This is a genomic window from Acidithiobacillus sp. (assembly GCF_049965315.1).
Classification (GTDB): domain Bacteria; phylum Pseudomonadota; class Gammaproteobacteria; order Acidithiobacillales; family Acidithiobacillaceae; genus Acidithiobacillus_B.
The window spans coordinates 13,126-32,617 of record NZ_JBMFWL010000010.1; the positions used below are offsets into that span (position 1 = coordinate 13,126).

The window sequence follows — 19,492 nt, forward strand, 5'->3', positions numbered from 1 at the left end:
GGCAAATTTTTCTTTTGGAGCATTTTATGCGTCATAGTATCTGGATGATCATCGCCGCCGCCGGCGCCCTCGCCCTTACCGGTTGCGCCCACAACGTCGGCAGCGGGGCGCCCGCAGCCGGCGCCGCCGGCCCCACCGCCATGACCAACTCCGCAGCCACCGAGGGCTATGCCGGTGCCGGCATCGGCGGTCAGAATCTCGGCAACAACGGCCCCATCGGCGGCTCCAGCAACGGTTTGACGGCGGCCGAACTCGCCGCCCTGCCCCAGCATCTGCGCGTCCACTTCCCCTTCAACAGCGACTCCCTCGATGCCACCGGCCAGCAGATCGCCACGCAAAATGCCGAGTTCATGGTGGCCCATCCCCACGTCAAGGTACGCCTGGAAGGCAACACCGATGATCGCGGCACCCAGGAATACAACCTTGCTCTGGGCGAACGGCGCGCCGAAGCCGTCAAGCAGTACCTCGAATCCCAGGGGGTGAGCACGGCGCGGATCAGCACCGTCAGCTTCGGCAAGGACAACCCCCTGTGCACCCAGAATGACGAAAGTTGCTGGGCCAAGAACCGCCGCGTGGATTTTGTCTATAGCGGCGGTTACAACGGCGGCCAATAAGGAGACCACCCGATGAACCGCTGGCGTGCATTGCCGCTCCTCGCGCTGCTCGGCCTCAGCCCCGTGGCTTTGGCCGAATCCACGGGCGAAAAGGTCATCCAGTTGCAGCAGCAGATGGCGGTCATGCAAGGCGAGCTCAACAGCCTCATCGCGGTTCAGCAAGCCAGCAAAGGCAGCCAGAGCGCGCTGGCGGACGTCCTCACGCGCACCCAACGCCTGGAACAGGAAGTCCGCCAGTTGCGCGGGGATCTGGAAACCCAGACCCACCAACTGCAAATGGCCCAGAAGGCCTTGACCGACAAGGTCAACGCCCTGGCCGAACAACAGGCAGCCGCCGCCCCGGCGACCGCCGCCACGGCCAGCACCGCCAGCACCGCCCTTGCGGCGGCGGCCATCAGCCCCGCCGCCGCCCTCGCCAGCGCTGCCACCAGCACCAGCACATCTGCGGTGCAGGGCATGGGGCAAGCGGACTATCAGCGGGCCTTCGATCTCCTTCGTCAGGGCAAATACGGGACGGCCGTCACCGGCCTGCAGGATTTCATTCGCAAGTATCCCCAGAGCAGCCTCATGCCCGACGCCTATTACTGGCTGGGACAGGCCCAATACGTCCTGGGCCAGAACGATGCCGCCCTGCGCAGCCTCTATGCCGTCCAGGTGCGCTTCCCCCAGAGCAGCAAGGCTCCCGAAGCCATGTTGCGCATGGCCGAGATCTACCAGGCCATCGGCCAGGCGGACAAGGCCCGCTTCGTCCTCGACAAGATCATCCAGCAATACGGCAGCACGCCCAGCGCGCAAAAGGCCGAGGCCGAACTGCAGGCCCTTCCCGCCGCCAAAAAGTAATGGAAGAGCGGCTGCGCATCAACGAGATCTTCCACAGCCTCCAGGGAGAGACGCGCAGTGTCGGGCGGCCGGCCACCTTTGTCCGCCTCACCGGTTGCCCGTTGCGCTGCCGGTATTGTGATACGGCCTACGCCTTTCATGGGGGAGAATGGATGGAGCCGGCCGCCATTCACGAGCGCATCCGGGCCGAAGGGTCGCCGCTGGTGGTGGTAACGGGCGGCGAACCCCTGGCGCAGCGGGCGGTCCTCCCGTTCCTAAGCCGGCTCTGCGACGATGGTTACGAGGTCTTTCTGGAGACCAGCGGCGCCCTGCCGGTGGCGGACGTCGATGGGCGGGTGGTCAAGGTCCTCGACCTCAAGACCCCCGATTCCGGCGAAGCCCCCCGCAATCTCTGGGAAAACATCGCCCACCTGTCTTCCCGGGATCAGCTCAAGTTTGTCCTCTGCAGCCGCGCAGACTACGACTGGGCCCGGGAAGTGCTGGAGCGGGAGCGCCTGGCCGGGCGTTGCGAAGTGCTGTTTTCACCCGCCCACGGGCAGTTGGCCCTACGCGATCTGGCCGAGTGGATCCTCGCCGATCGCCTCCCCGTTCGCCTGCAGGTCCAGTTGCACAAACTGATCTGGGGCGATGTGCCGGGTCACTGAAATGATGCACCCGGCCATTGTCCTCCTCTCCGGCGGCCTGGACTCCGCCACCTGCCTGGCCATCGCCCGACGCGACGGCTTTGCCTGTCATGCCCTGTCCTTTGATTATGGGCAAAGGCACAGCCAGGAGCTCCATTACGCCGCTTTGCTGGCCCGCGCCCTCGGCGCCGCCAGCCATCGCATCCTCCCCATCAACCTGGCCGCCTTCGGCGGATCGGCCCTCACCGACAGCCGCCTTGCCGTTCCCGAAGGCGGCAGCAGCGGCATCCCCATCACCTATGTACCGGCGCGCAACACGGTCTTCCTTTCCCTGGCCCTGGCCCTGGCCGATGTCCTGCAAGCCCGGGATCTCTTCATTGGCGTGAACAGTCAGGACTACAGCGGCTATCCCGATTGCCGTCCGGAGTTCATCCACGCCTTTTCCGCCCTCGCGCAAGTGGCCACCCGGCTGGGTGTCGGCGGTGGGGACCTGCGCATCCATGCGCCCCTGCAGTTTCTCAACAAGGCCGAGATCATTACCCTCGGGGCCGGCCTGGGAGTGGATTACGCCCTCACCCGCTCCTGCTACCAGCTCGACGCAGCCGGCCGCGCCTGCGGCGTCTGCGATAGCTGCCGACTGCGCCGGGAAGGCTTTGAAAAAGCGGGCATGGCCGATCCCACGCCCTATCAGGACGGCGTTTTACTTGACCACGCGCCGCCTGGTCCGGATAATTAGCTCCCTTGGAGTGGCCCCGCCCATTCGTCACATCCATTTTCCTCCCGGGGGTGTAGCTCAGTCGGTAGAGCAGCGGCCTTTTAAGCCGTGGGTCGAGGGTTCGAATCCCTCCGCTCCCACCATTTCCAGCAAAAAACCCTTGCGCAGCGTGAATCCATGACCAGCCCCACGCCCGAAGCAAAGCCCGCCCCTTCCGCGGCCGACGAAAGTACGGCGCAGTTGCTTGCCCGCCACGCGCCCGTTCTGGCCATGGCGGCGGATCGCTTTGTGGACCTGTTTTATGGGCAACTGGGCAAACGGCCCGAAACAGCGGCCATTCTGCAGCGACTGACGCCGGAACGCTACGCTGCCCTCAAGGCGGCTCAGCGGGCCCATGCCCTGCGCCTGCTCATGCCCGGAGGAGAGGATGCATTGGCAGAGGAGGCCTTGCGCGTCGGTCATCGCCACGCCCTGGTGGGAGTACAGGCCGACTGGCTGGCGGCGTCTTTTGGCCTGTATGCCGATTGCCTGCTGGCCCAGATGCAGGGCATCGAGCCCGTTGAAGACCGCCATGCGCTGCAAACCCTGCTCATGCGCCGCCTGTCCCAGGACCTCGCCTTTCAACTCCAGGGCAGCGAGGCCGCGGTTCATCGCGAAAGGGAGGTGATGGAGCGCGTTGATCTGCTCCTGCTCTCGGACCAGAGTCCGGAGGCCCTGCCGCCGGCCATCCTCAAGCTGCTCCTGGAAATGGAGGGCATCAGCGGCGCCTGGATTGGCCATCCCGACCGCGACGGGCGCTTTGTGATCGACGAGGTCGCCGGAGCGGGCATGGCCGATTTTCTCTCCCAAGTGGAGATCCGCAGCGATGACGGGCCGCTGGGCCAGGGACCATCTGGTCGCGCCTGGCGCGGCGGGACCACGGTCATCAGCGACGACTGGGGGCATGATGCGTCCGTGGCGCCCTGGCGAGGGCATGCCCAGGCCCAAAACTGGCGCTCCAGTGCGGCCATTCCCATCCACAGCGGCGGTGAGCCCGTGGCCCTGCTCACCTTGTACAGCGCCATCGCCGGCTTTTTTGCCTACCCCAACCGCCAGTTAATGGTCCGCCATCTGGCCACCATGCTCGGCGTGACCATGGCGCAAAAGCAGAACCAGCGGCGTCTGGCACGCCTCCAATCCCTCTACCGCGCCTTTCTGGCCGAGGGAGACATCCTCATCAAGGCCCGGTCCGAAATGGACATGCTGCGCAAGACCTGCCAGCGCCTGGTGGACAACAGCTTTTTCAATACGGCTTATGTGACCCGCCCCGATGCCGCAGGCTGGTTTCGCCCCCTGGCGGCAGCGGGTGTCGGCAGCACGCAGTTGAGCAGCGTGCGTCTGCATGTGGATAGCACGGACCTCCCCTCCATCCTGAGCCAGACCTGGTCCGAAAGCCGGTTGCATTATCATAACGATTACCTCGCGGATGCCGCCCGCGCCGCCCTGCATCCACTCTTTCGGGCCAATGGCTGGGCCAGCATGGCCACCGTTCCCATTCATCGTGACGGCAAGATCTGGGCCATTCTGGGAGTGACCAGCCCGGAGGCGGGGCTCTTTGACCAGGATACCCTGGTGGCCATCGCCCGCATCGGCAAACTCCTGGGCCACGGCCTGGACGAACTCGACCTCAAGGACCGTATGGAAAAGGAGCGGGAGGTGCAGGGCTGGCTGGCCCGCCACGATCCCCTGACCGGCCTGCCCAACCGCATTGCGCTCCTGAACCGCATCCCGGAGGCCATGGCCCGCGCCCTGCGCCAGGAAAAGCTCATGGCCATCTGCATGCTCGATCTGGACGACTTCAAGCCCGTCAATGATACCTATGGTCATGCCGCCGGCGATGCCCTCCTGCAAATCTTCGGCCAGCGCCTCCAGGCTGCGGTTCGCCAAACCGATTTCGCGGCGCGCCTGGGCGGCGACGAATTCGCCCTGGTCCTGGAGAATCTCCACTCCATGAATGATCTGGGGAGGGTCCTGGACCGCGTTCAGCAGGCCCTGGAAACGCCTTTCCCCCTGCCCGACGGCCACGAGGTACAGATCGGCGGCAGCCTGGGGGTTACCCTGTATCCCATCGACGAGGGCGACCCGGAGCATCTCCTCCGCCATGCCGATCAGGCCCTCTATGCGGTGAAGACGGAAAAGGGACGGCGCAGCCGCTTCTGGGCTTGCTTCCACATCAGCGAGGGTAGCGACGGCGAACAGGCCCGCTCCTATGACCACCTCCTCGCCAATGGCGGGCTGCGGCCTTATTACCAGCCGGTTCTGGATCTGCGCAGCGGCCGGATCATCGGCGTTGAAGCCCTGGCACGGCTCTGGGACGGCGCCCAAATCATCCCCCCCGCTGCCTTCCTGCCCCATCTGGACCTTGCCGGTCAGGAAAGCCTCAGCAGCCAGATGCTCCAGCAGGCCATCACCGCCGCCGAGGCATGGGAAAAGGCCGGGTTTCCCCTGGAAGTGGCCATCAATCTTCCGCCCGAGGTGCTCATTTCCGATCACTGCCTGAGCTCCCTGCAAGGCATCATCAGCGCCTCCTCCCTGCCGCCCCAACGCCTGACCCTGGAGATCCTGGAGAGCGGGGAGTTCTTGTCCCTGGCCATTGCCAAGGAGCGCATCGCCAGGATCCGCGCCCTGGGCGTACGGGTGGCCCTGGACGATGTGGGCAGCGCCTATGCCTCGCTGCTGCGCCTCAAGGAGCTGGCGGTGGACGAGATCAAGCTGGATCAGGGCTTTGTCCGCGAAATCCCGCGGCACCCCGGCGATCTGCTCTTCGTCCTGAATGTCCGGGCCCTGGCCCAGGACCTGCGCACCCGCTATGTGGTGGAGGGGGCCGAAACCCTGGAGACCCTGGATGCCCTTGCGGTATTGGGAGTGGAGCATGTGCAGGGCTACGCCATCGCCCGGCCGATGCCCGAGGAGGCCGTCCTTGCCTGGCTGCAGCAGTATCGCGGGATTGCCCACGATCAGGCCCCGCGCACGCTGCTGGGCGCCTATGCGGCGCACCTCACCTTTGACAGCCTTTACCGCATGGCCCCGGCCATGATGGAGCAACTGCCCAATCTCGATAACCCCTACCGCTGCCGAATGGGACGGTATCTGGATCACCACGGCTTGCACGCGTCCGCAGTGGGAGTAGCCTATCAATCTTACCACGCCGCCGTTAGCCGGAAGGATAGGCTGGCGCCGGAATTGGAAAGCGCCCGCTTGCGCCTGCGCATGGCCATGGAAGACGCCTTGCGCTGTGCCGACTTTGCTGCACGCTATGAGCCGCCCGATACCGGTGACCAACACCAATAGCAGGAGAGCTAGATGCCGACCCCCATTCAAATCTGGCGCGTTTACCATAGCCCCCGCCCCGCAGGCTACGCAGTCCTGGTGGAACGGCTATGGCCGCGGGGCATTCGCAAGGCCGATCTGGCCCTCGACGCATGGGCCAAGGATCTGGCCCCCAGCACCGCGTTGCGCCAATGGTTCGGCCACGAACCGGAACGCTGGGAAGAGTTCCGGCGCCGCTATCGGGAAGAACTCGCCGCCGCCATCCCCGCCGCCCGCCAACTCCTCGGCGCCGCCGGCGACAGGCCGCTCATCCTGCTCTACGCCGCCCACGACGAGGCCCATAACGGGGCTCTGGTGCTGCAGGGGTTTCTTCAGGAGCTGCAGGGAACGCCGGCCTCCCGGGCCTAGGGCCCGATCTCCTTCTTGGGCTTCCTCCCGGCGCGGAAACGGCCGTTGGCGGGAATTTCTTGCTCTGACGGCGGGCAGCTCGTCCTGTCCTGCGGCCATCCATTTCCTTGACGCAGATCAAGGACGTTCCCCATCCTTAGCCCTATAGTGAAGCCGTGCCGCCCGCCACGCGGCCCGCTTCCTTCCCCATCACACCAGGAGTCCAATGTGACCATCAATATTACCCTCATCAAGCAAAGCGGTGCCGCAGTTCAGGACCTGGGCATTCAGGTGGCCGAACATTTTTACAACTATATGTTCAGCCATTTCCCCGAAGTGCGGCCCATGTTCCCCGGCGACATGAGCGAGCAGCGCGTGCGCCTGTTCAATTCCGTCATCCTCATCGCCACCAACATTGACACGCTGGAAGTGCTGGTGCCTTATCTGAAGGAACTGGGTGTGGGACACATCAAGTACGACACGCGCCCCGAGCACTACCCCATTGTCGGCAAGAGTCTCCTGAACACCCTCAAGCATTTCCTCGGCGCCGCCTGGACCCAGCAAATGGCCGAATCCTGGATCGAGGCCTACAATCTCGCCTCCACCATCTGCATCGAGGCAGCCTACGAGGCCATGGCTCCGTCCCGCTTCGTGCCCGTGACCATTGACGACGTACCCCCGGCGGTCTGAATAAGCCTGGAACGGCGGTTGGCGGAGGAGGTCTTTTCTCCGGCGGTCCTTGCCTGTTGTTCTACGGCTCATCCCGCTGGCGACCGAAGTCGCGGCAAAACCTCCTCTGCCAACCGCCGTTTTTAGGATGAAGCCCGGCGTGTGCCCCGGCGCATGCCTTTATTCTTGCGGAGCATCCATCAGCTATGGATTATGAAATCTGCCTGGAGCCTTCGGGCATCCGCTTCACCGCCGGCGCCGGGCAGAGCATCGTCGCGGCCGCCCTGGCCCAAGGCATTCCCCTTCAACATGGCTGCGGCAACGGCTCCTGTGGCGATTGCAAGGGGACCATCCTGGAGGGCGAGGGGGAACAGGGGCCTTTCATGCCGTTGTTGCTGACCCCCGCCGAACGGGCCGCCGGCATGGCGATTCTGTGCAAATTGCGGCCGCGCAGCCCCATGCGCATTCGCGCCGACGTGCAGGATACCGAGCGCTGGGCGGCCGCAGTCACCGCCCTCACCCCCTTGGCGTGGAATGTCCTGGAACTGCGCCTGCAGCCGGAGCGCCCTTATCCCTACCGCGCTGGTCAGTATGCGCGTCTGGCCGTCCCCGGCGCTGCGGGAGAATGGCGCTCCTATTCCATGGCCACCCCTCCCCGGGCCGATGGCACCCTCGTTTTCCACATTCGCGAACTGCCGGGCGGGCGCTTCAGCCACTGGCTGTTTCACACCGCCCGGGTGGGCGATACGCTGCAGATGGCTGGTGCCCAGGGGGAGTTTTTCCTGCGTCAGGACAATGAACGGCCGCTCCTCTGCATTGCGGCGGGCACGGGCCTGGCCCCCCTGGAGGCCATTCTGCAGGAAAGCATGGCATTGGGCTGGGAGCGGCCCATCCACCTTTTTTACGGCGCCCGCCGGAGGCCCGACTTTTATCATTTGGCGGTGCTGGAAGATTGGGCGCGGCAACATCCCCATCTACGGGTTACGCCCACCCTTTCCGATGCCGAGGACAGGGACTGGGCGGGGGCCCGCCGCCTGCTGCCCAGCGTAATGGCCAGCGGCCATTGGCGGGATCATGAGGTCTATCTCTGCGGCAGCCCGGCCATGATCGAGGCGGCCATTGACCTCCTCCTCTCCCATCAGGTGCAGCATGAACAGATTCACTTCGACGCCTTTGCGCCCAATGGCTGAGGCCATGGGAGCCGCGGCGCAAGGCAACCCCGGACCGGATTCAGGCGGCGGCGCCGAGGAGCTTCAGGACTTCCCCCAGGGGCTGCACGCCCACCGTGCGCAGGGTGCCATCAATGACCACGGCCGGAACGGTCTTGATGCGCAGTTTGCTGACGAGTTCGCGACCATCGCGCCCGCCGACGTCCAGGACTTCATATTCCATGGGCACCCGGCTGGCCGCTTCCCCCCAGACCTGCTCGGCCTGCGGGCAGGTGGGGCACCATTTGGAAACCAAGAGCTGTACCTTCATGCAACACCTCATGCAGCCACTTTTCATGAAATTATAGCATAGTGTCTTTTGCACCAAGGTGACTTGATTTCGATCAAGAAATCGTGATGGGTAACCTGCGGAAACGCCCTTTTGAACGTGAAACAGCGATCCTGTGGCAACCCCATCCATTGGTCGCGCATTCCCGTAGCCGAACCACGTTGCATGGCGGACTCAACTGCTGTCCGCCCAGCGGCGCAGGGCCTGGGGGTCGGGAATCTGCAGGCAGCGTTTATCCACGCGGAGCAAACCGGCCTTGCGCAGTCGCCCCAAGACCCGCGAAAAAGTCTCCGGCGTCAGGCCCAGGCGGGCGGCAACGGCCGCTTTTTTGGCGGGGAGGCTGATTTCGACGCATTCCCCTCCCGCCGGGCAGAGATCCAGCAGATAGCTGGCCACCCGCTGATTGGCCGATTCCATGCTGATATGCCGCAACTCCTTGATCAGATAGTGCAAGCGCATGCTCAGCCGCGCCAGCATTTGGGGCATGAGTTCCTGATGCCCCTGCAAGGTCGCCATAAAAGGGGCGAAGGGGATCTCCACCACGATACTGGCCAGGCCAGCCGCCGCCTGCACCGGATAACGCCCGCCCAAAAAGGCCACAGCCTCGGCAAAAAGGTCGTCTACCTGGATGATTTCGACGATCTTTTCCCGCCCTCCCGCTCCCAAAGTAATCAGGTCGATCTCACCGGCGAGCAAAAAATAAAAGGCGCGGGCCTCTTCCCCCTCGTGGAAAAGGATCTCGCCCAAGTCCAACTGGCGCATCCGCGCCTGTTCCAGAAGCGCGACAAAGGCCCCTTCCGACCAGGCCGAGAACAGCGGGGTGCGCTGAATGCGGGCGCGGACATTACTGTCGATGGCCGACGGCGCAGACATCATGCCGGCCCTGCCGGCAGGTCGGGCGGCAAATCTCCAGCCACAAAGCGCAGGGCCGCGGAGTTGAGACAGTAGCGCAAGCCGCTGGGGGGCGGACCATCGGGAAAGACATGACCCAGGTGTCCGTCACAACGGGCGCAGCGAATCTCGGTACGGGCCATGCCGTGGCTGGTGTCGCGGACTTCGCGAATATGCGCCGGATCGAAGGGGGCAAAAAAGCTCGGCCAGCCGCTTCCCGAAGCAAACTTCTGTAGAGAGCGGAACAGCGGCAGCCCACACAGCGCACAGACATAAGTCCCGGCGTGCTTTTCCGTCAGCAAAGCGCCGCAGAAAGGCGGCTCGGTACCATGCTCCAGGAGGATATGCCGTTGCTCGGCGGAGAGATTCCGCGCCAGATCCCGGCGGCGGGCGGCGTCGATGGGGGTCAGGTCGTAACCGGAGGCGGAGCGTGATGTGGCCATGGGGTTACTCCTTAGGGTCCGTGCGCAGCAGCGGCGCAAAGTCCTGCCGCAGCTTCTCCACCTTGGGCCGGGAGACACAGCGAATATAGGGCTGATCGGGGTTTCTTTCCGCGTAACGATGATGATACGCCTCGGCGGGATAGAAGGCCTCCAGGGGGCGCACTTCGGTTACGATGGGGTGGCCGGAAAATGGGTCCGTTTCATTCAACTGGCGAATATAGGCCCGCGCGACCCGGGCCTGAGCCGCGTCCACGGCAAAAATCACCGAACGATACTGGGTCCCGACATCGTTGCCCTGGCGGTCGCGCTGGGTGGGGTCGTGGGCTACCGCAAAAAAGACCTGCAAGAGCTGTCCATAACCGATGCGCCGGGGATCGTAGCGGATCTCCACCGCCTCGGCATGCCCCGTCGTCCCGCTGCAGACGGTGCGATAGTCGGCCGTAGCGGCGCTTCCGCCGCTATAGCCCGGCATCACCTCCAGCACCCCCTCCAGGTCCCGGAACACCGCCTCTACGCACCAGAAACAGCCTCCCGCCAGTACGGCGCGGCCCTGTTCTTCGGCCGCCGTCAGCGCCATCTGCGGTAACGGCAGCCCCTTCCCGGCGGCCATGCTATCACCCATTGTCGGTCCTCCCTCATCCATCCTGCACCGCCCCAGTGTCCCGGAAAAATGCCCCTTCGGGAAGGGGGGAAGATTCCCCTTGACCTGCGCCCGGACTCCTCAGAGGATATTGTCCCAATCCCATTGAGACTCCGTCACAGGACCATTGCATGAGCGAGCACGGCCTCCACACCCACGCCCCCCACGAAGAAGCCCTCCACGCCGGAGACCATGGCCACGGTGCCGGTCACAGCCTCAACCAATGGGTAGCCATCTTCACCGCCCTCCTCGCCGCCCTGGGCGCGGTGGTGAGCTATCAGGGCAATCACCTCATGAACGAGGTACTCCTCTATAAAAACGAAGCCGTCCTCAAAAAAACCAAGGCCACGGATCAGTGGAACTACTATCAGGCGGTGAGCACCAAAATGCACCTCATGGAACTGGCGGTGGACCTCTCGCCCCCGGACAAGGTCGCTCCTTTCCGCAAAAAAATCAGCAAATACGAGCAACAAAAGGGTGACATCAAAAAGGCCGCCGACCGCTTGGAGACCGAATCCCAGGCCGCCGATGAAGAGTCCGCGCGGCTCAACCGTCCCCATAACGACATGGAAATCGGCATGATCTTCCTGCAAATCGCCATTTCCTTGGCCTCCATCACCGCCCTCACCGGGCGCAAGTGGCTCTTCGGCGCCGCAATGCTGAGCGCCCTGGCGGGCCTGGGACTCTGGATCGCGGCCATGGCAGTCATGTAATGACGGCCGTTTCCCCCCTCTATGCTTGGGGCGGCCTCAACCGCGAGATCTTTCTGTGGATCAATCAGGGCGGCGGCCCGTGGAAGGACCAGATCGCCCTGGCGGGCACCTGGGCAGGGGATCATCGCTGGTACCCCATCGCCATCGCCCTGGCCCTCGGTCTGGCCCTGCTCCGCCCCCGGTGGCTGGCTCCCTATCGCGTTCTGGTGCTGTCCTGGGCCTATCTCCTGAACTGGGCGGCCATCGCCGCCCTCAAGCCCCTGCTGGACTTTCCCCGCCCCCTGGCCGTCCTGGGTCCCCACTGGGTGCATGTGCTGGGTAGGCCGGAGTTCCAGCATAGCTTCCCTTCGGGTCACGCCGCATGGGTCTTCCTGCTCCTGGGCAGCCTGAGCCCGGGCGCCAGTTGGCCATTGCGCCTGCTTCTACTCCTGTTCGCCCTCTGGGTGGCTTGGGCACGGGTAGCGGTAGGGGCCCATTTCCCCGCCGACGTACTGGGCGGCGCCCTCATCGGCCTCGCCTGCGCCGCCCTGGCCAGCCTGCTGCTGCGGCCATGGCGATCAGGGATCGAGGCCCACTGGAACCCCGCTGCGGGCAGACGGCCCTAGCAGCCTGCCGGATACGGCATCATAGCCCTCGCATTCCCCCTGGCATTCTGCTATGGTTCACCTGCCCTCGTGTCTCAGTCTGCATGAGGCGTGCCTTATTGGCCTCCCACCCTGATCAGCGTCTGCCTTAGACTGGCGTCCCTTGTGGCGAGGCCGATGTCCCTGGAGTAAGTTATGTCTTTTGCCACCCTCGGCTTGTCCGAAGCGATTTTGCGTGCCGCCCAAGAACGCGGTTACACCACCCCCACCCCCATTCAACAGCAGGCCATCCCCGTGGTGTTATCGGGCGTGGACCTCCTGGCCGGCGCCCAGACAGGCACCGGCAAGACGGCCGCCTTTGCCATGCCCATCCTGCAGATGCTGTCGGCTGCGGGCACGGCAGCCCCGCGCGGCCCGTCCATCGTTCGCGCCCTGGTCCTGGTTCCTACCCGCGAACTGGCCGCCCAGGTGGAAGAGAGCGTGCAGATCTACGGCCGCTACCTGCCCCTGCGCTCCATGACCCTCATCGGCGGCGTGAAGATCAACCCGCAGATGCAAAAGCTCCGCCGCGGCGTGGATATCCTGGTCGCCACCCCCGGCCGGCTGCTGGACCATGTGCAGCAGCGCAGCGTGGACCTGTCCCATGTGGAGATTCTCGTCCTCGACGAGGCCGACCGCATGTTGGACATGGGCTTTATCCGCGACATTCGGCGCATCCTCTCGTTGCTGCCCAAGCAGCGGCAAAACCTGCTCTTTTCGGCTACCTTTTCGCCGGAAATCCGGGCCCTGGCCGATGGCTTGCTCAGCAACCCGGCCTGCATCGAAGTCGCCCAGCGCAATGCCGCTGCCGAATCGGTGGCGCAGCAGGTCTACGCCGTGGACCAGGAGCGCAAGCGCGACCTCCTCGCCCACCTCATCCAGGAGCACAAGTGGGGCCAGGTACTGGTCTTCACCCGCACCAAGCACGGCGCCGACCGGCTGGCCGGACACCTCTTGCGCGGCGGCATGGCGGCATCGGCCATTCACGGTGACAAGAGCCAGGGCGCCCGTACCCGCGCGCTGGCGGAGTTCAAGGACGGCAAGGTGCAGATCCTGGTGGCGACGGACATCGCCGCCCGGGGCATCGACATCAGCGAACTGCCCCACGTCGTGAATTTCGAACTGCCCCACGTCCCCGAGGACTATGTCCACCGCATCGGCCGTACGGGCCGCGCCGGCAGCACCGGGCAGGCCGTATCGCTGGTTTGTGGCGAGGAGCACAAGCAGTTGTTGGACATCGAAAAGCTCTTGCGCCGCTCCCTGCCCAAAGAGATCGTCGCCGGATTCGAGCCGCAGCAGCAGCGGCGGAGCAGCACACCCGCCCCCACGCCCCGCCACAGCCCCAACGCCGCGCCCCGTCGGGGCAACGGCCCCGCCGTGCAGAACGGCGCGACCGCCCGCAACCAAGGCCGCGCCCGCCGGGTGTAAAACTCGGTTGCAAAGCAACGCTGGCCCGGCTCCGTTTTGCCGGGCCAGCGTTTTTTTATGCCCGGCGCGCCGTGCGCCGGCCCCGGGATTCTACACGCCCGCCCGCCGAGGGGCTCAAAAATGATCCAGCACCACCAGGGAGTCTATCGCCAGGCGCTCGCGGGGCCAGGGTTCCCCGGTCGCCTTGCCGATGGCCAGCATAAAGCCGATGGCATGGTGATCGGGCAGGTGAATCAGGCGGGCCACGGCGTCGAAATCGAAACCGTCCATGGGGCAGGAGTCGTAGCCCAGATCCTTGGCCAGCAGCATCAGCGACATGCCCATCAGACCCAGGGAGCGCATGGCCTCGTCGCGCGCCACCCGGGGCTTGCCGCGATAATACTCATCGAGCTTGGGGAGAATGAAATCCTGCACCGCTTGCGGGGCCGTATCCCAGTAGCGCTGGGGTTCTTCCTGCCAGGCATCGAGATCGGCGCACAACACGAAGAGGAGGGAGGCATCCGTCACCTGGGGCTGCCCCCAGGCTACTTCACGAATGGCGGCGCGCAGGGCAGGGTCCCGCACGTCCACCAGGCGCCAGTGCTGGATATTGTAGGCGCTGGGCGTCAGGGCGGCATTTTCCAGCAGGGTACGGCGGGTGGCTGCGGAGATCTGGTGATGGGGATCAAAGGCCTTGACGGCCCGGCGCTGCTGGATGGCTTCAATGACGTTCATGGAAACTCCGGAGTGAGTGGCTGACTCCCCCTATAGTACCGACTGGTCGGTATAGGTCAAGGGCGCAGAGGGCGCGGCATTCCTGCCGACGCCCCGTCAGGACCGAGCGCTAGCGCGCGATGGGCTTGTAGCGCAGACGACGGGGCTTGGCGCCTTCCTCACCCAGGCGACGCTTTTTATCGGCTTCGTACTCCTGATAATTGCCGGCAAAGAAATTGACCGCCGAGTTGCCCTCAAAGGCGATGATATGGGTGGCGATGCGATCCAGGAACCAGCGGTCATGGGAGATGACCAGCACGCAACCGGCAAACTCCAGCAGGGCGTCTTCCAGGGCGCGCAGGGTTTCCACATCGAGATCGTTGGAGGGCTCGTCGAGGAGCAGGACATTGCCGCCGGCGATGAGGGTCTTGGCCAGGTGCAGGCGTCCCCGCTCCCCACCCGAGAGTTGCCCCACCAGTTTCTGCTGGTCGGCGCCCTTGAAATTGAAGCGACCGCAGTAGGCGCGGGAGGGGATTTCAAACTTGCCGACGGTAAGGATGTCGAGGCCGCCGGAGATCTCTTCCCAGACATTGTTTTTGGCCGCAAGGGCATCGCGGGACTGATCCACATAGGCGAGCTGCACTGTGGAACCCAGCTTGACCTCGCCGCTATCGGGCTGTTCCGCCCCGGTGATCATGCGGAAAAAGGTGGATTTGCCGGCCCCGTTGGGGCCAATGATGCCGACGATGGCGCCGGGCGGGATCTTGAAGCTGAGGTTGTCGATGAGCAGACGATCGCCGAATCCCTTGCTGACGTTGCAGAACTCGATGACTTCATTGCCCAGGCGTTCGGCCACGGGGATGAAGATCTCCTGGGTCTCGTTGCGCTGCTGGTATTCCTGGGAACTGAGTTCTTCAAAGCGGGCGAGACGCGCCTTGCTCTTGCTCTGGCGGCCCTTGGCGCTCTGCCGCACCCATTCCAGTTCGTGCTGCATGGCCTTGAGGCGGGCCACTTCCTGCTTGGCCTCCATCTCCAGGCGTTTTTCCTTCTGTTCGAGCCAGGAAGAGTAATTGCCCTTCCAGGGAATGCCGTGGCCGCGGTCCAGCTCCAGGATCCATTCGGCGGCGTTGTCCAAAAAGTAACGGTCATGGGTCACGGCGACCACGGTACCCGGAAAACGGGCCAGGAACTGTTCCAGCCAGTCTACCGACTCGGCGTCCAGGTGGTTGGTGGGCTCGTCGAGGAGGAGCATGTCCGGACGGCTGATGAGCAGGCGACAGAGGGCGACACGGCGCTTCTCACCGCCGGAAAGGGGGCCAATGAGGGCATCCCAGGGCGGCAGGCGCAGGGCGTCGGCGGCGATCTCCATCTGCTGCTGCGCCTGATGCCCATCGCCGGCAGCGACGATGGCTTCCAGGCGGGCCTGTTCGCCGGCGAGGGCGTCAAAATCGGCATCCGGGTCGGCATAGGCAGTATAGACGGCCTCCAGTTGCTGCTGGGCGGTGAGGACCTCCCCCAGCCCCTCTTCTACGGCCTGACGCACGGTTTTCTCGGCATCCAGCACGGGCTCCTGGGTGAGAAAGCCTATTTTCAGCCCCGGCATGGGCGTGGCCTCGCCTTCAAAGGCCTTGTCCACTCCAGCCATGATCTTGAGCAGGGTCGACTTGCCCGAGCCGTTGAGTCCCAGCACGCCAATCTTGGCGCCGGGGAAAAAGGAAAGCGAGATGTCCTTGAGCAAGGCCCGCTTGGGGGGAACCACCTTGCTGAGGTGGTTCATGGTGAAGACGTATTGCGCCATAAGAGGATTCCGTAACTGGGATTAAGGCTGCACTGCTGCCGACGATGCCATTTTATGCCTTTCCGCCCATCCTTGCACGAAACCGGCTAGCGGCTGACTCCTTGGCCTAATCCGCCGGGGGAAAAGCGCTTTGCGCCAGGCCAATGAACGACCGCAGCGCGGGGCTTTGCTGCGCGATCTCTTCCTGCCAAGCCAGGAAGACTTCGCTGTCGGCCATCTCATCCTGCAGAGGCAGGAAGGTGACGCCGGGGCGGACGGCCTGGGCGAAAGAGGAAAAGAGAAAGCTCACCGCCAATCCGGCGGCCACCATGCTGAGAACGGCGTTGGAATCGGCCATTTCCATGAGGATGCGCGGCTGCAGGCCGTGGGCCAGGCAGTTGGCCCAGATGCGGTCGTAGGAACCCGGCGCCACCTCGCGGCGCAACAACACAATATCCGCATCGGCGAGCAGCGAGAAGGGCACGGGCGCCTGTTGCGCCAGGGCATGTCCCGTGGGAACCAGCAGCAGGAGGCGCTCTTTCAGTAGGGAATGCTGTCGGATATCAGGCCCCGCCTCCATGTCCCGGATCAGTGCCACGTCCATCTGCCCGGCAAGCAGGGCGCGGGTTTGCGCAGCGCTGCTCATCTCCTGCAACTCCAGCCGCACCTGGGGATGAGCGGCGCGGAAGCTGCGCAAGAGGCGCGGCAGGAGGGTAATGGCCGTGGAGCCGACAAAGCCGATGCGCAGCACGCCGGCATCGCCCCGGCCGATGTCCTGCATCAAGCGTCGGGTGCGCGCCGCATGGGCAAGGAGCAGACGGGCTTCGGGCAGGAGGGCGGCCCCGGCTGACGTCAGCCGCACCTCGCGCTGATTGCGGAGGAAGAGGGGCATTCCCAGTTCCTCCTCCAGACTGCGGATGCTCCGGCTCAGGGAAGGCTGGGCCAGATGCAGGCGCTCGGCGGCACGATGAAAATGCAGGGTCTCGGCCAGGGCCACGAAGTGACGCAAATGACGCAAATCCACTAGGCCGGCGCTCCCGGGCAAAACCTTAGCGTACGTCACGCCGGCCTCCCGCCGCCAGGTCTGCGGCGGCAGCGCTGGCCGACCCGGGCCGCGCCGTTTCCATCCAAGCGGGCGCCGGCCCCTGCCGGGCCTTGCCGCCGACGCGGATGGCCATGGACATGGTCAGCCCCGGACGGAGGGGGTGGGCAACGAGGTCCTGGGGGTCGATGGCAATGCGTACCGGGATTCGCTGGGTAAACTTGATCCAGTTGCCGCTGGCATTTTCCGGAGGCAGGACAGCAAAAATCGCCCCCGAAGCACCGCCAATGCCTGCCACCCAACCATGGTAGGTGACCCCGCCGCCATACACGTCGGCATGCAGGATGACTCTCGCCCCCACCCGCACGGCGGCCAGATCCGTTTCCTTGACGTTGGCGTCCACCCAGATCTGGTGGAGGGGAACGACGGTGAACAGGCGCTGCCCCGGCGCCACCCATTGCCCGCGCTGAACCGCCTGCTGGGCGAGGATGCCGCTGACGGGGGCGCGAATGATCTGCCGCTGCAGGGTCAATTGCGCCAGCTTGACGCGTTCCAGGGCCGCCTTGACGCTGGGGGCGTTGTCCGCGTCCCGGGCGCCCAGGCGGGCCTGAAGGGCGCGGCCATGGGCGTTTTCCGCCGCGATTTCCCCCCGCAGGCGGGCCACCTCGTCCTTGCTGGCGATGGCCTCCAGGGTCTGCGCCGCCCCGCTCTCGGCCGCTGCCCCATAACGCCAGGCCTTTTGCCGGGCCGTTGCCAACGCCGCCGCCAAGGCCGCACCGTGCGCCCGGCTCGCGGCCATTTCTTCCATGAGGGCTCGGGCATCTTGCCGGGATTGGGCCAGTTGGGCCTGGGCCCGGTGCAACGCCAGTTCCGCCCGCCGCCCGCCCAGGATGACCAGCGGATCACCGCGCCGGACGACGAGGGTATTGTAGCCGGACACCGCTGCCACCGTACCGCTGACTCGCGCATTCACCGGATAGATATTGCCCTCCACATAGGCATCGTCCACATTCACCCACCAGCGGCCCACCAAGAACCACCAGGCCGCCCAGCCCGCCAACGCCAGGAGGACGATGACCAGGAGGAGCCACAAATTGCGCCGCCGGCGCCAGCTTTCCTCGGCCAAGCGCCGTGCCCCGCTCACCACCTCAGGAATGGCCATAACCGCCTCCCAATGCCGTCTCCAGCTCGGCCCAGGCCCGCAGGCTGCCATAATGCAACAGATCCACCTGCATCCGCTCTCGGACGGCGCCCTCCTGCTGGGCCAGGACCGCCGTTTCGTCATCCACGCCCAGGGCCCGGCGGCGCTCCACCAGGACCACCCGTTGGCCAACCCACCGCTCGGCCCGGCGTTGGGCGGCCCATTGGGCCGTCTCGCTGGTCCAGGCCGAAAGGGCCGTGAGCACCTGGCGGGTGGCCCGCAATACCGTCTGCTCATAAATGGCCACCGCCTCCGACTGCCGCGCCTCCGCGGCATGCAAGCGGGCATGGAGCGCGCGGCTGGTAAAAATCGGCAGATGAATGGCCGGTCCTAGCGCATAGGCGAAGCTCGCCGGATTCAGGAGCGTAGCCAGGGAAGCGCTGTTCATGTCGAGAAGAGCGGAAAAAGAGACATCCGGATAAAATTCCGCTCGCGCGGCACGGGTGCGCGCCATGCGCGCCAGCGCCGCATCCCGCGCCGCCTGGACGTCAGGCCGGCGCGCCACGAGATCCAGACGCAGATGCGGAGGTAGCGCCGGAAGGACTTGCTCTTGGGGATATTCCGGCTGTACGGGCAAGGCGTCCGGGTTCGTGGCGGCCAGTTCGGCCAGTTCGGCCCGCGCGTCGTCCGCCAGGCCGGCCCAGTGCTCCGCCAGCGCCTGGAGGGTCGCTAGCTGCTGGCGTTGCCGGGTGAGGGGGATTTGCGAACTCAGGCCCAGGCGCTGGCGGATTTCGGCGAGTTGCAAACGCTTCTCCGCCAGATCCAGCAAGTTTTCCGTTTGCGCATATTGACGGCTGCTCAGGCACCAATCCAGATAGCGGCGGACAATGGCTCCGGCCAGCAAGCGGCGCGTATCCGCCAGACGCGCATTTGCCGCCCGCTCTTCGCCCAAGGCGGCCTTCCACAAGTCCCGCCGCTTCCCCCAAAAATCCAGGGCCTGGCTGAAGCCCAGGCCGATGTCGCCGCTATCATACCTTTTGTTGCCCAAGCCCAGGGCGCCAAAGGGCCCATTGCCGCTGAACTGCATGGGAGCAATGCTGGCGGCCCCATTGATCTGCGGGCCGAGGGCCGCACCGTGCAGACGGCTCATGGCCGCCGCCCAATCCAATTCCGATTGGGCGGCCATGATCTGCGGGCTATGGGTCAGGGCATGGCGCAGCAGGCTATCGAGCTGGGCCACCCGCAGACCACGCCACCAGTCCTCTTCAGGCCATGCCCCGGTGGGCGGGGGATGGGCGCCCTGCATGATGGTTACCGTCTTCGCCATAGCCGGAACCGGCACTCCGGCAGGCGAAAGGGCGTGAATCTGCGGGGCACAGGCGCTCAAGAGGGTGCCCATCAGGGCTACGGCCAGAGCGGCCGGCACGCCCCTCTCCACGGAAAACGG

20 protein-coding genes and 1 tRNA gene are annotated in these 19,492 nt (G+C 65.1%); 12 read left to right on the forward strand and 9 right to left on the reverse strand.

Annotated features, from left to right (window positions below; all coding sequences use genetic code 11):
- Positions 1 to 26 precede the first annotated feature (26 nt).
- From pal to ACP5MM_RS04375, 9 genes are all read left to right on the forward strand, one after another.
- A complete protein-coding gene (gene pal, locus ACP5MM_RS04335) occupies positions 27 to 614 on the forward strand; it encodes a peptidoglycan-associated lipoprotein Pal (protein WP_427931562.1) in 588 nt (195 codons plus the stop codon).
- A gap of 12 nt (positions 615 to 626) precedes the next feature.
- The gene (gene ybgF, locus ACP5MM_RS04340; protein ID WP_427931564.1) at positions 627 to 1,454 is read left to right on the forward strand and encodes a tol-pal system protein YbgF; all 828 of its coding nucleotides are present in this window, start codon (positions 627 to 629) and stop codon (positions 1,452 to 1,454) included.
- On the forward strand, positions 1,454 to 2,098 hold the full coding sequence (gene queE / locus ACP5MM_RS04345) for a 7-carboxy-7-deazaguanine synthase QueE (protein ID WP_427931565.1): 645 nt from the start codon (positions 1,454 to 1,456) through the stop codon (positions 2,096 to 2,098). The genes ybgF and queE overlap by 1 nt, the downstream gene beginning before the upstream one ends.
- A 1-nt stretch (position 2,099) precedes the next feature.
- Complete coding sequence (gene queC, locus ACP5MM_RS04350; RefSeq protein ID WP_427934159.1) at positions 2,100 to 2,813, forward strand: 7-cyano-7-deazaguanine synthase QueC; 714 nt, start codon at positions 2,100 to 2,102, stop codon at positions 2,811 to 2,813.
- Positions 2,814 to 2,859: 46 nt separating this feature from the next.
- Positions 2,860 to 2,935, forward strand: a tRNA-Lys gene (locus ACP5MM_RS04355).
- Positions 2,936 to 2,969: 34 nt separating this feature from the next.
- Complete coding sequence (locus tag ACP5MM_RS04360) at positions 2,970 to 6,122, forward strand: EAL domain-containing protein (protein WP_427934160.1); 3,153 nt, start codon at positions 2,970 to 2,972, stop codon at positions 6,120 to 6,122.
- 12 nt (positions 6,123 to 6,134) lie between these two features.
- Complete coding sequence (locus tag ACP5MM_RS04365; RefSeq protein WP_427931571.1) at positions 6,135 to 6,509, forward strand: DUF488 domain-containing protein; 375 nt, start codon at positions 6,135 to 6,137, stop codon at positions 6,507 to 6,509.
- Between the two features lie 207 nt (positions 6,510 to 6,716).
- Positions 6,717 to 7,178 (forward strand): globin domain-containing protein, encoded by a 462-nt coding sequence (locus ACP5MM_RS04370; RefSeq protein ID WP_427931572.1) that lies wholly within the window; start codon positions 6,717 to 6,719, stop codon positions 7,176 to 7,178.
- Between the two features lie 185 nt (positions 7,179 to 7,363).
- Positions 7,364 to 8,347 (forward strand): FAD-binding oxidoreductase, encoded by a 984-nt coding sequence (locus tag ACP5MM_RS04375; RefSeq protein ID WP_427934161.1) that lies wholly within the window; start codon positions 7,364 to 7,366, stop codon positions 8,345 to 8,347.
- A gap of 40 nt (positions 8,348 to 8,387) precedes the next feature.
- Here ACP5MM_RS04375 and ACP5MM_RS04380 read toward each other — a convergent pair whose 3' ends face one another.
- The 4 genes from ACP5MM_RS04380 to msrA all read right to left on the reverse strand — a co-directional run bounded on the left by ACP5MM_RS04380 (position 8,388) and on the right by msrA (position 10,610).
- Positions 8,388 to 8,636: a thioredoxin family protein gene (locus ACP5MM_RS04380; protein ID WP_427931576.1), complete on the reverse strand. Its 249-nt coding sequence runs from the start codon at positions 8,634 to 8,636 to the stop codon at positions 8,388 to 8,390.
- 192 nt (positions 8,637 to 8,828) lie between these two features.
- On the reverse strand, positions 8,829 to 9,530 hold the full coding sequence (locus tag ACP5MM_RS04385; RefSeq protein ID WP_427931578.1) for a Crp/Fnr family transcriptional regulator: 702 nt from the start codon (positions 9,528 to 9,530) through the stop codon (positions 8,829 to 8,831).
- Positions 9,527 to 9,988, reverse strand: coding sequence for a peptide-methionine (R)-S-oxide reductase MsrB (gene msrB, locus ACP5MM_RS04390; protein ID WP_427931580.1), 462 nt, complete (start codon positions 9,986 to 9,988; stop codon positions 9,527 to 9,529). Before msrB ends, ACP5MM_RS04385 begins: the two co-directional genes overlap by 4 nt.
- A gap of 4 nt (positions 9,989 to 9,992) precedes the next feature.
- A complete protein-coding gene (gene msrA / locus ACP5MM_RS04395; RefSeq protein WP_427931582.1) occupies positions 9,993 to 10,610 on the reverse strand; it encodes a peptide-methionine (S)-S-oxide reductase MsrA in 618 nt (205 codons plus the stop codon).
- Positions 10,611 to 10,759: 149 nt separating this feature from the next.
- On the opposite strand from msrA, the gene ACP5MM_RS04400 reads away from it, so the two are divergent.
- The 3 genes from ACP5MM_RS04400 to ACP5MM_RS04410 all read left to right on the forward strand — a co-directional run bounded on the left by ACP5MM_RS04400 (position 10,760) and on the right by ACP5MM_RS04410 (position 13,392).
- Positions 10,760 to 11,341: a DUF4337 domain-containing protein gene (locus tag ACP5MM_RS04400; RefSeq protein ID WP_427931584.1), complete on the forward strand. Its 582-nt coding sequence runs from the start codon at positions 10,760 to 10,762 to the stop codon at positions 11,339 to 11,341.
- On the forward strand, positions 11,341 to 11,946 hold the full coding sequence (locus ACP5MM_RS04405) for a phosphatase PAP2 family protein (RefSeq protein WP_427931585.1): 606 nt from the start codon (positions 11,341 to 11,343) through the stop codon (positions 11,944 to 11,946). The genes ACP5MM_RS04400 and ACP5MM_RS04405 overlap by 1 nt, the downstream gene beginning before the upstream one ends.
- Positions 11,947 to 12,120: 174 nt before the next feature.
- Entirely contained in the window at positions 12,121 to 13,392 is a 1,272-nt protein-coding gene (locus tag ACP5MM_RS04410; RefSeq protein WP_427931586.1) for a DEAD/DEAH box helicase, read from the forward strand.
- Positions 13,393 to 13,506: 114 nt separating this feature from the next.
- Here the strand turns inward: ACP5MM_RS04410 and ACP5MM_RS04415 are convergent, their stop codons facing one another.
- The 5 genes from ACP5MM_RS04415 to ACP5MM_RS04435 all read right to left on the reverse strand — a co-directional run bounded on the left by ACP5MM_RS04415 (position 13,507) and on the right by ACP5MM_RS04435 (position 19,471).
- Entirely contained in the window at positions 13,507 to 14,106 is a 600-nt protein-coding gene (locus ACP5MM_RS04415) for a nitroreductase family protein (protein WP_427931587.1), read from the reverse strand.
- A gap of 109 nt (positions 14,107 to 14,215) precedes the next feature.
- Positions 14,216 to 15,883, reverse strand: a complete 1,668-nt coding sequence (ettA, locus tag ACP5MM_RS04420; RefSeq protein ID WP_427934162.1) for an energy-dependent translational throttle protein EttA — start codon at positions 15,881 to 15,883, stop codon at positions 14,216 to 14,218.
- A 106-nt stretch (positions 15,884 to 15,989) separates the two neighbouring features.
- A complete protein-coding gene (locus tag ACP5MM_RS04425) occupies positions 15,990 to 16,925 on the reverse strand; it encodes a LysR family transcriptional regulator (protein WP_427931590.1) in 936 nt (311 codons plus the stop codon).
- Positions 16,912 to 18,066, reverse strand: coding sequence for an HlyD family efflux transporter periplasmic adaptor subunit (locus ACP5MM_RS04430; RefSeq protein ID WP_427931592.1), 1,155 nt, complete (start codon positions 18,064 to 18,066; stop codon positions 16,912 to 16,914). Before ACP5MM_RS04430 ends, ACP5MM_RS04425 begins: the two co-directional genes overlap by 14 nt.
- The gene (locus ACP5MM_RS04435) at positions 18,053 to 19,471 is read right to left on the reverse strand and encodes an efflux transporter outer membrane subunit (protein WP_427931594.1); all 1,419 of its coding nucleotides are present in this window, start codon (positions 19,469 to 19,471) and stop codon (positions 18,053 to 18,055) included. Before ACP5MM_RS04435 ends, ACP5MM_RS04430 begins: the two co-directional genes overlap by 14 nt.
- Positions 19,472 to 19,492 lie beyond the last annotated feature (21 nt).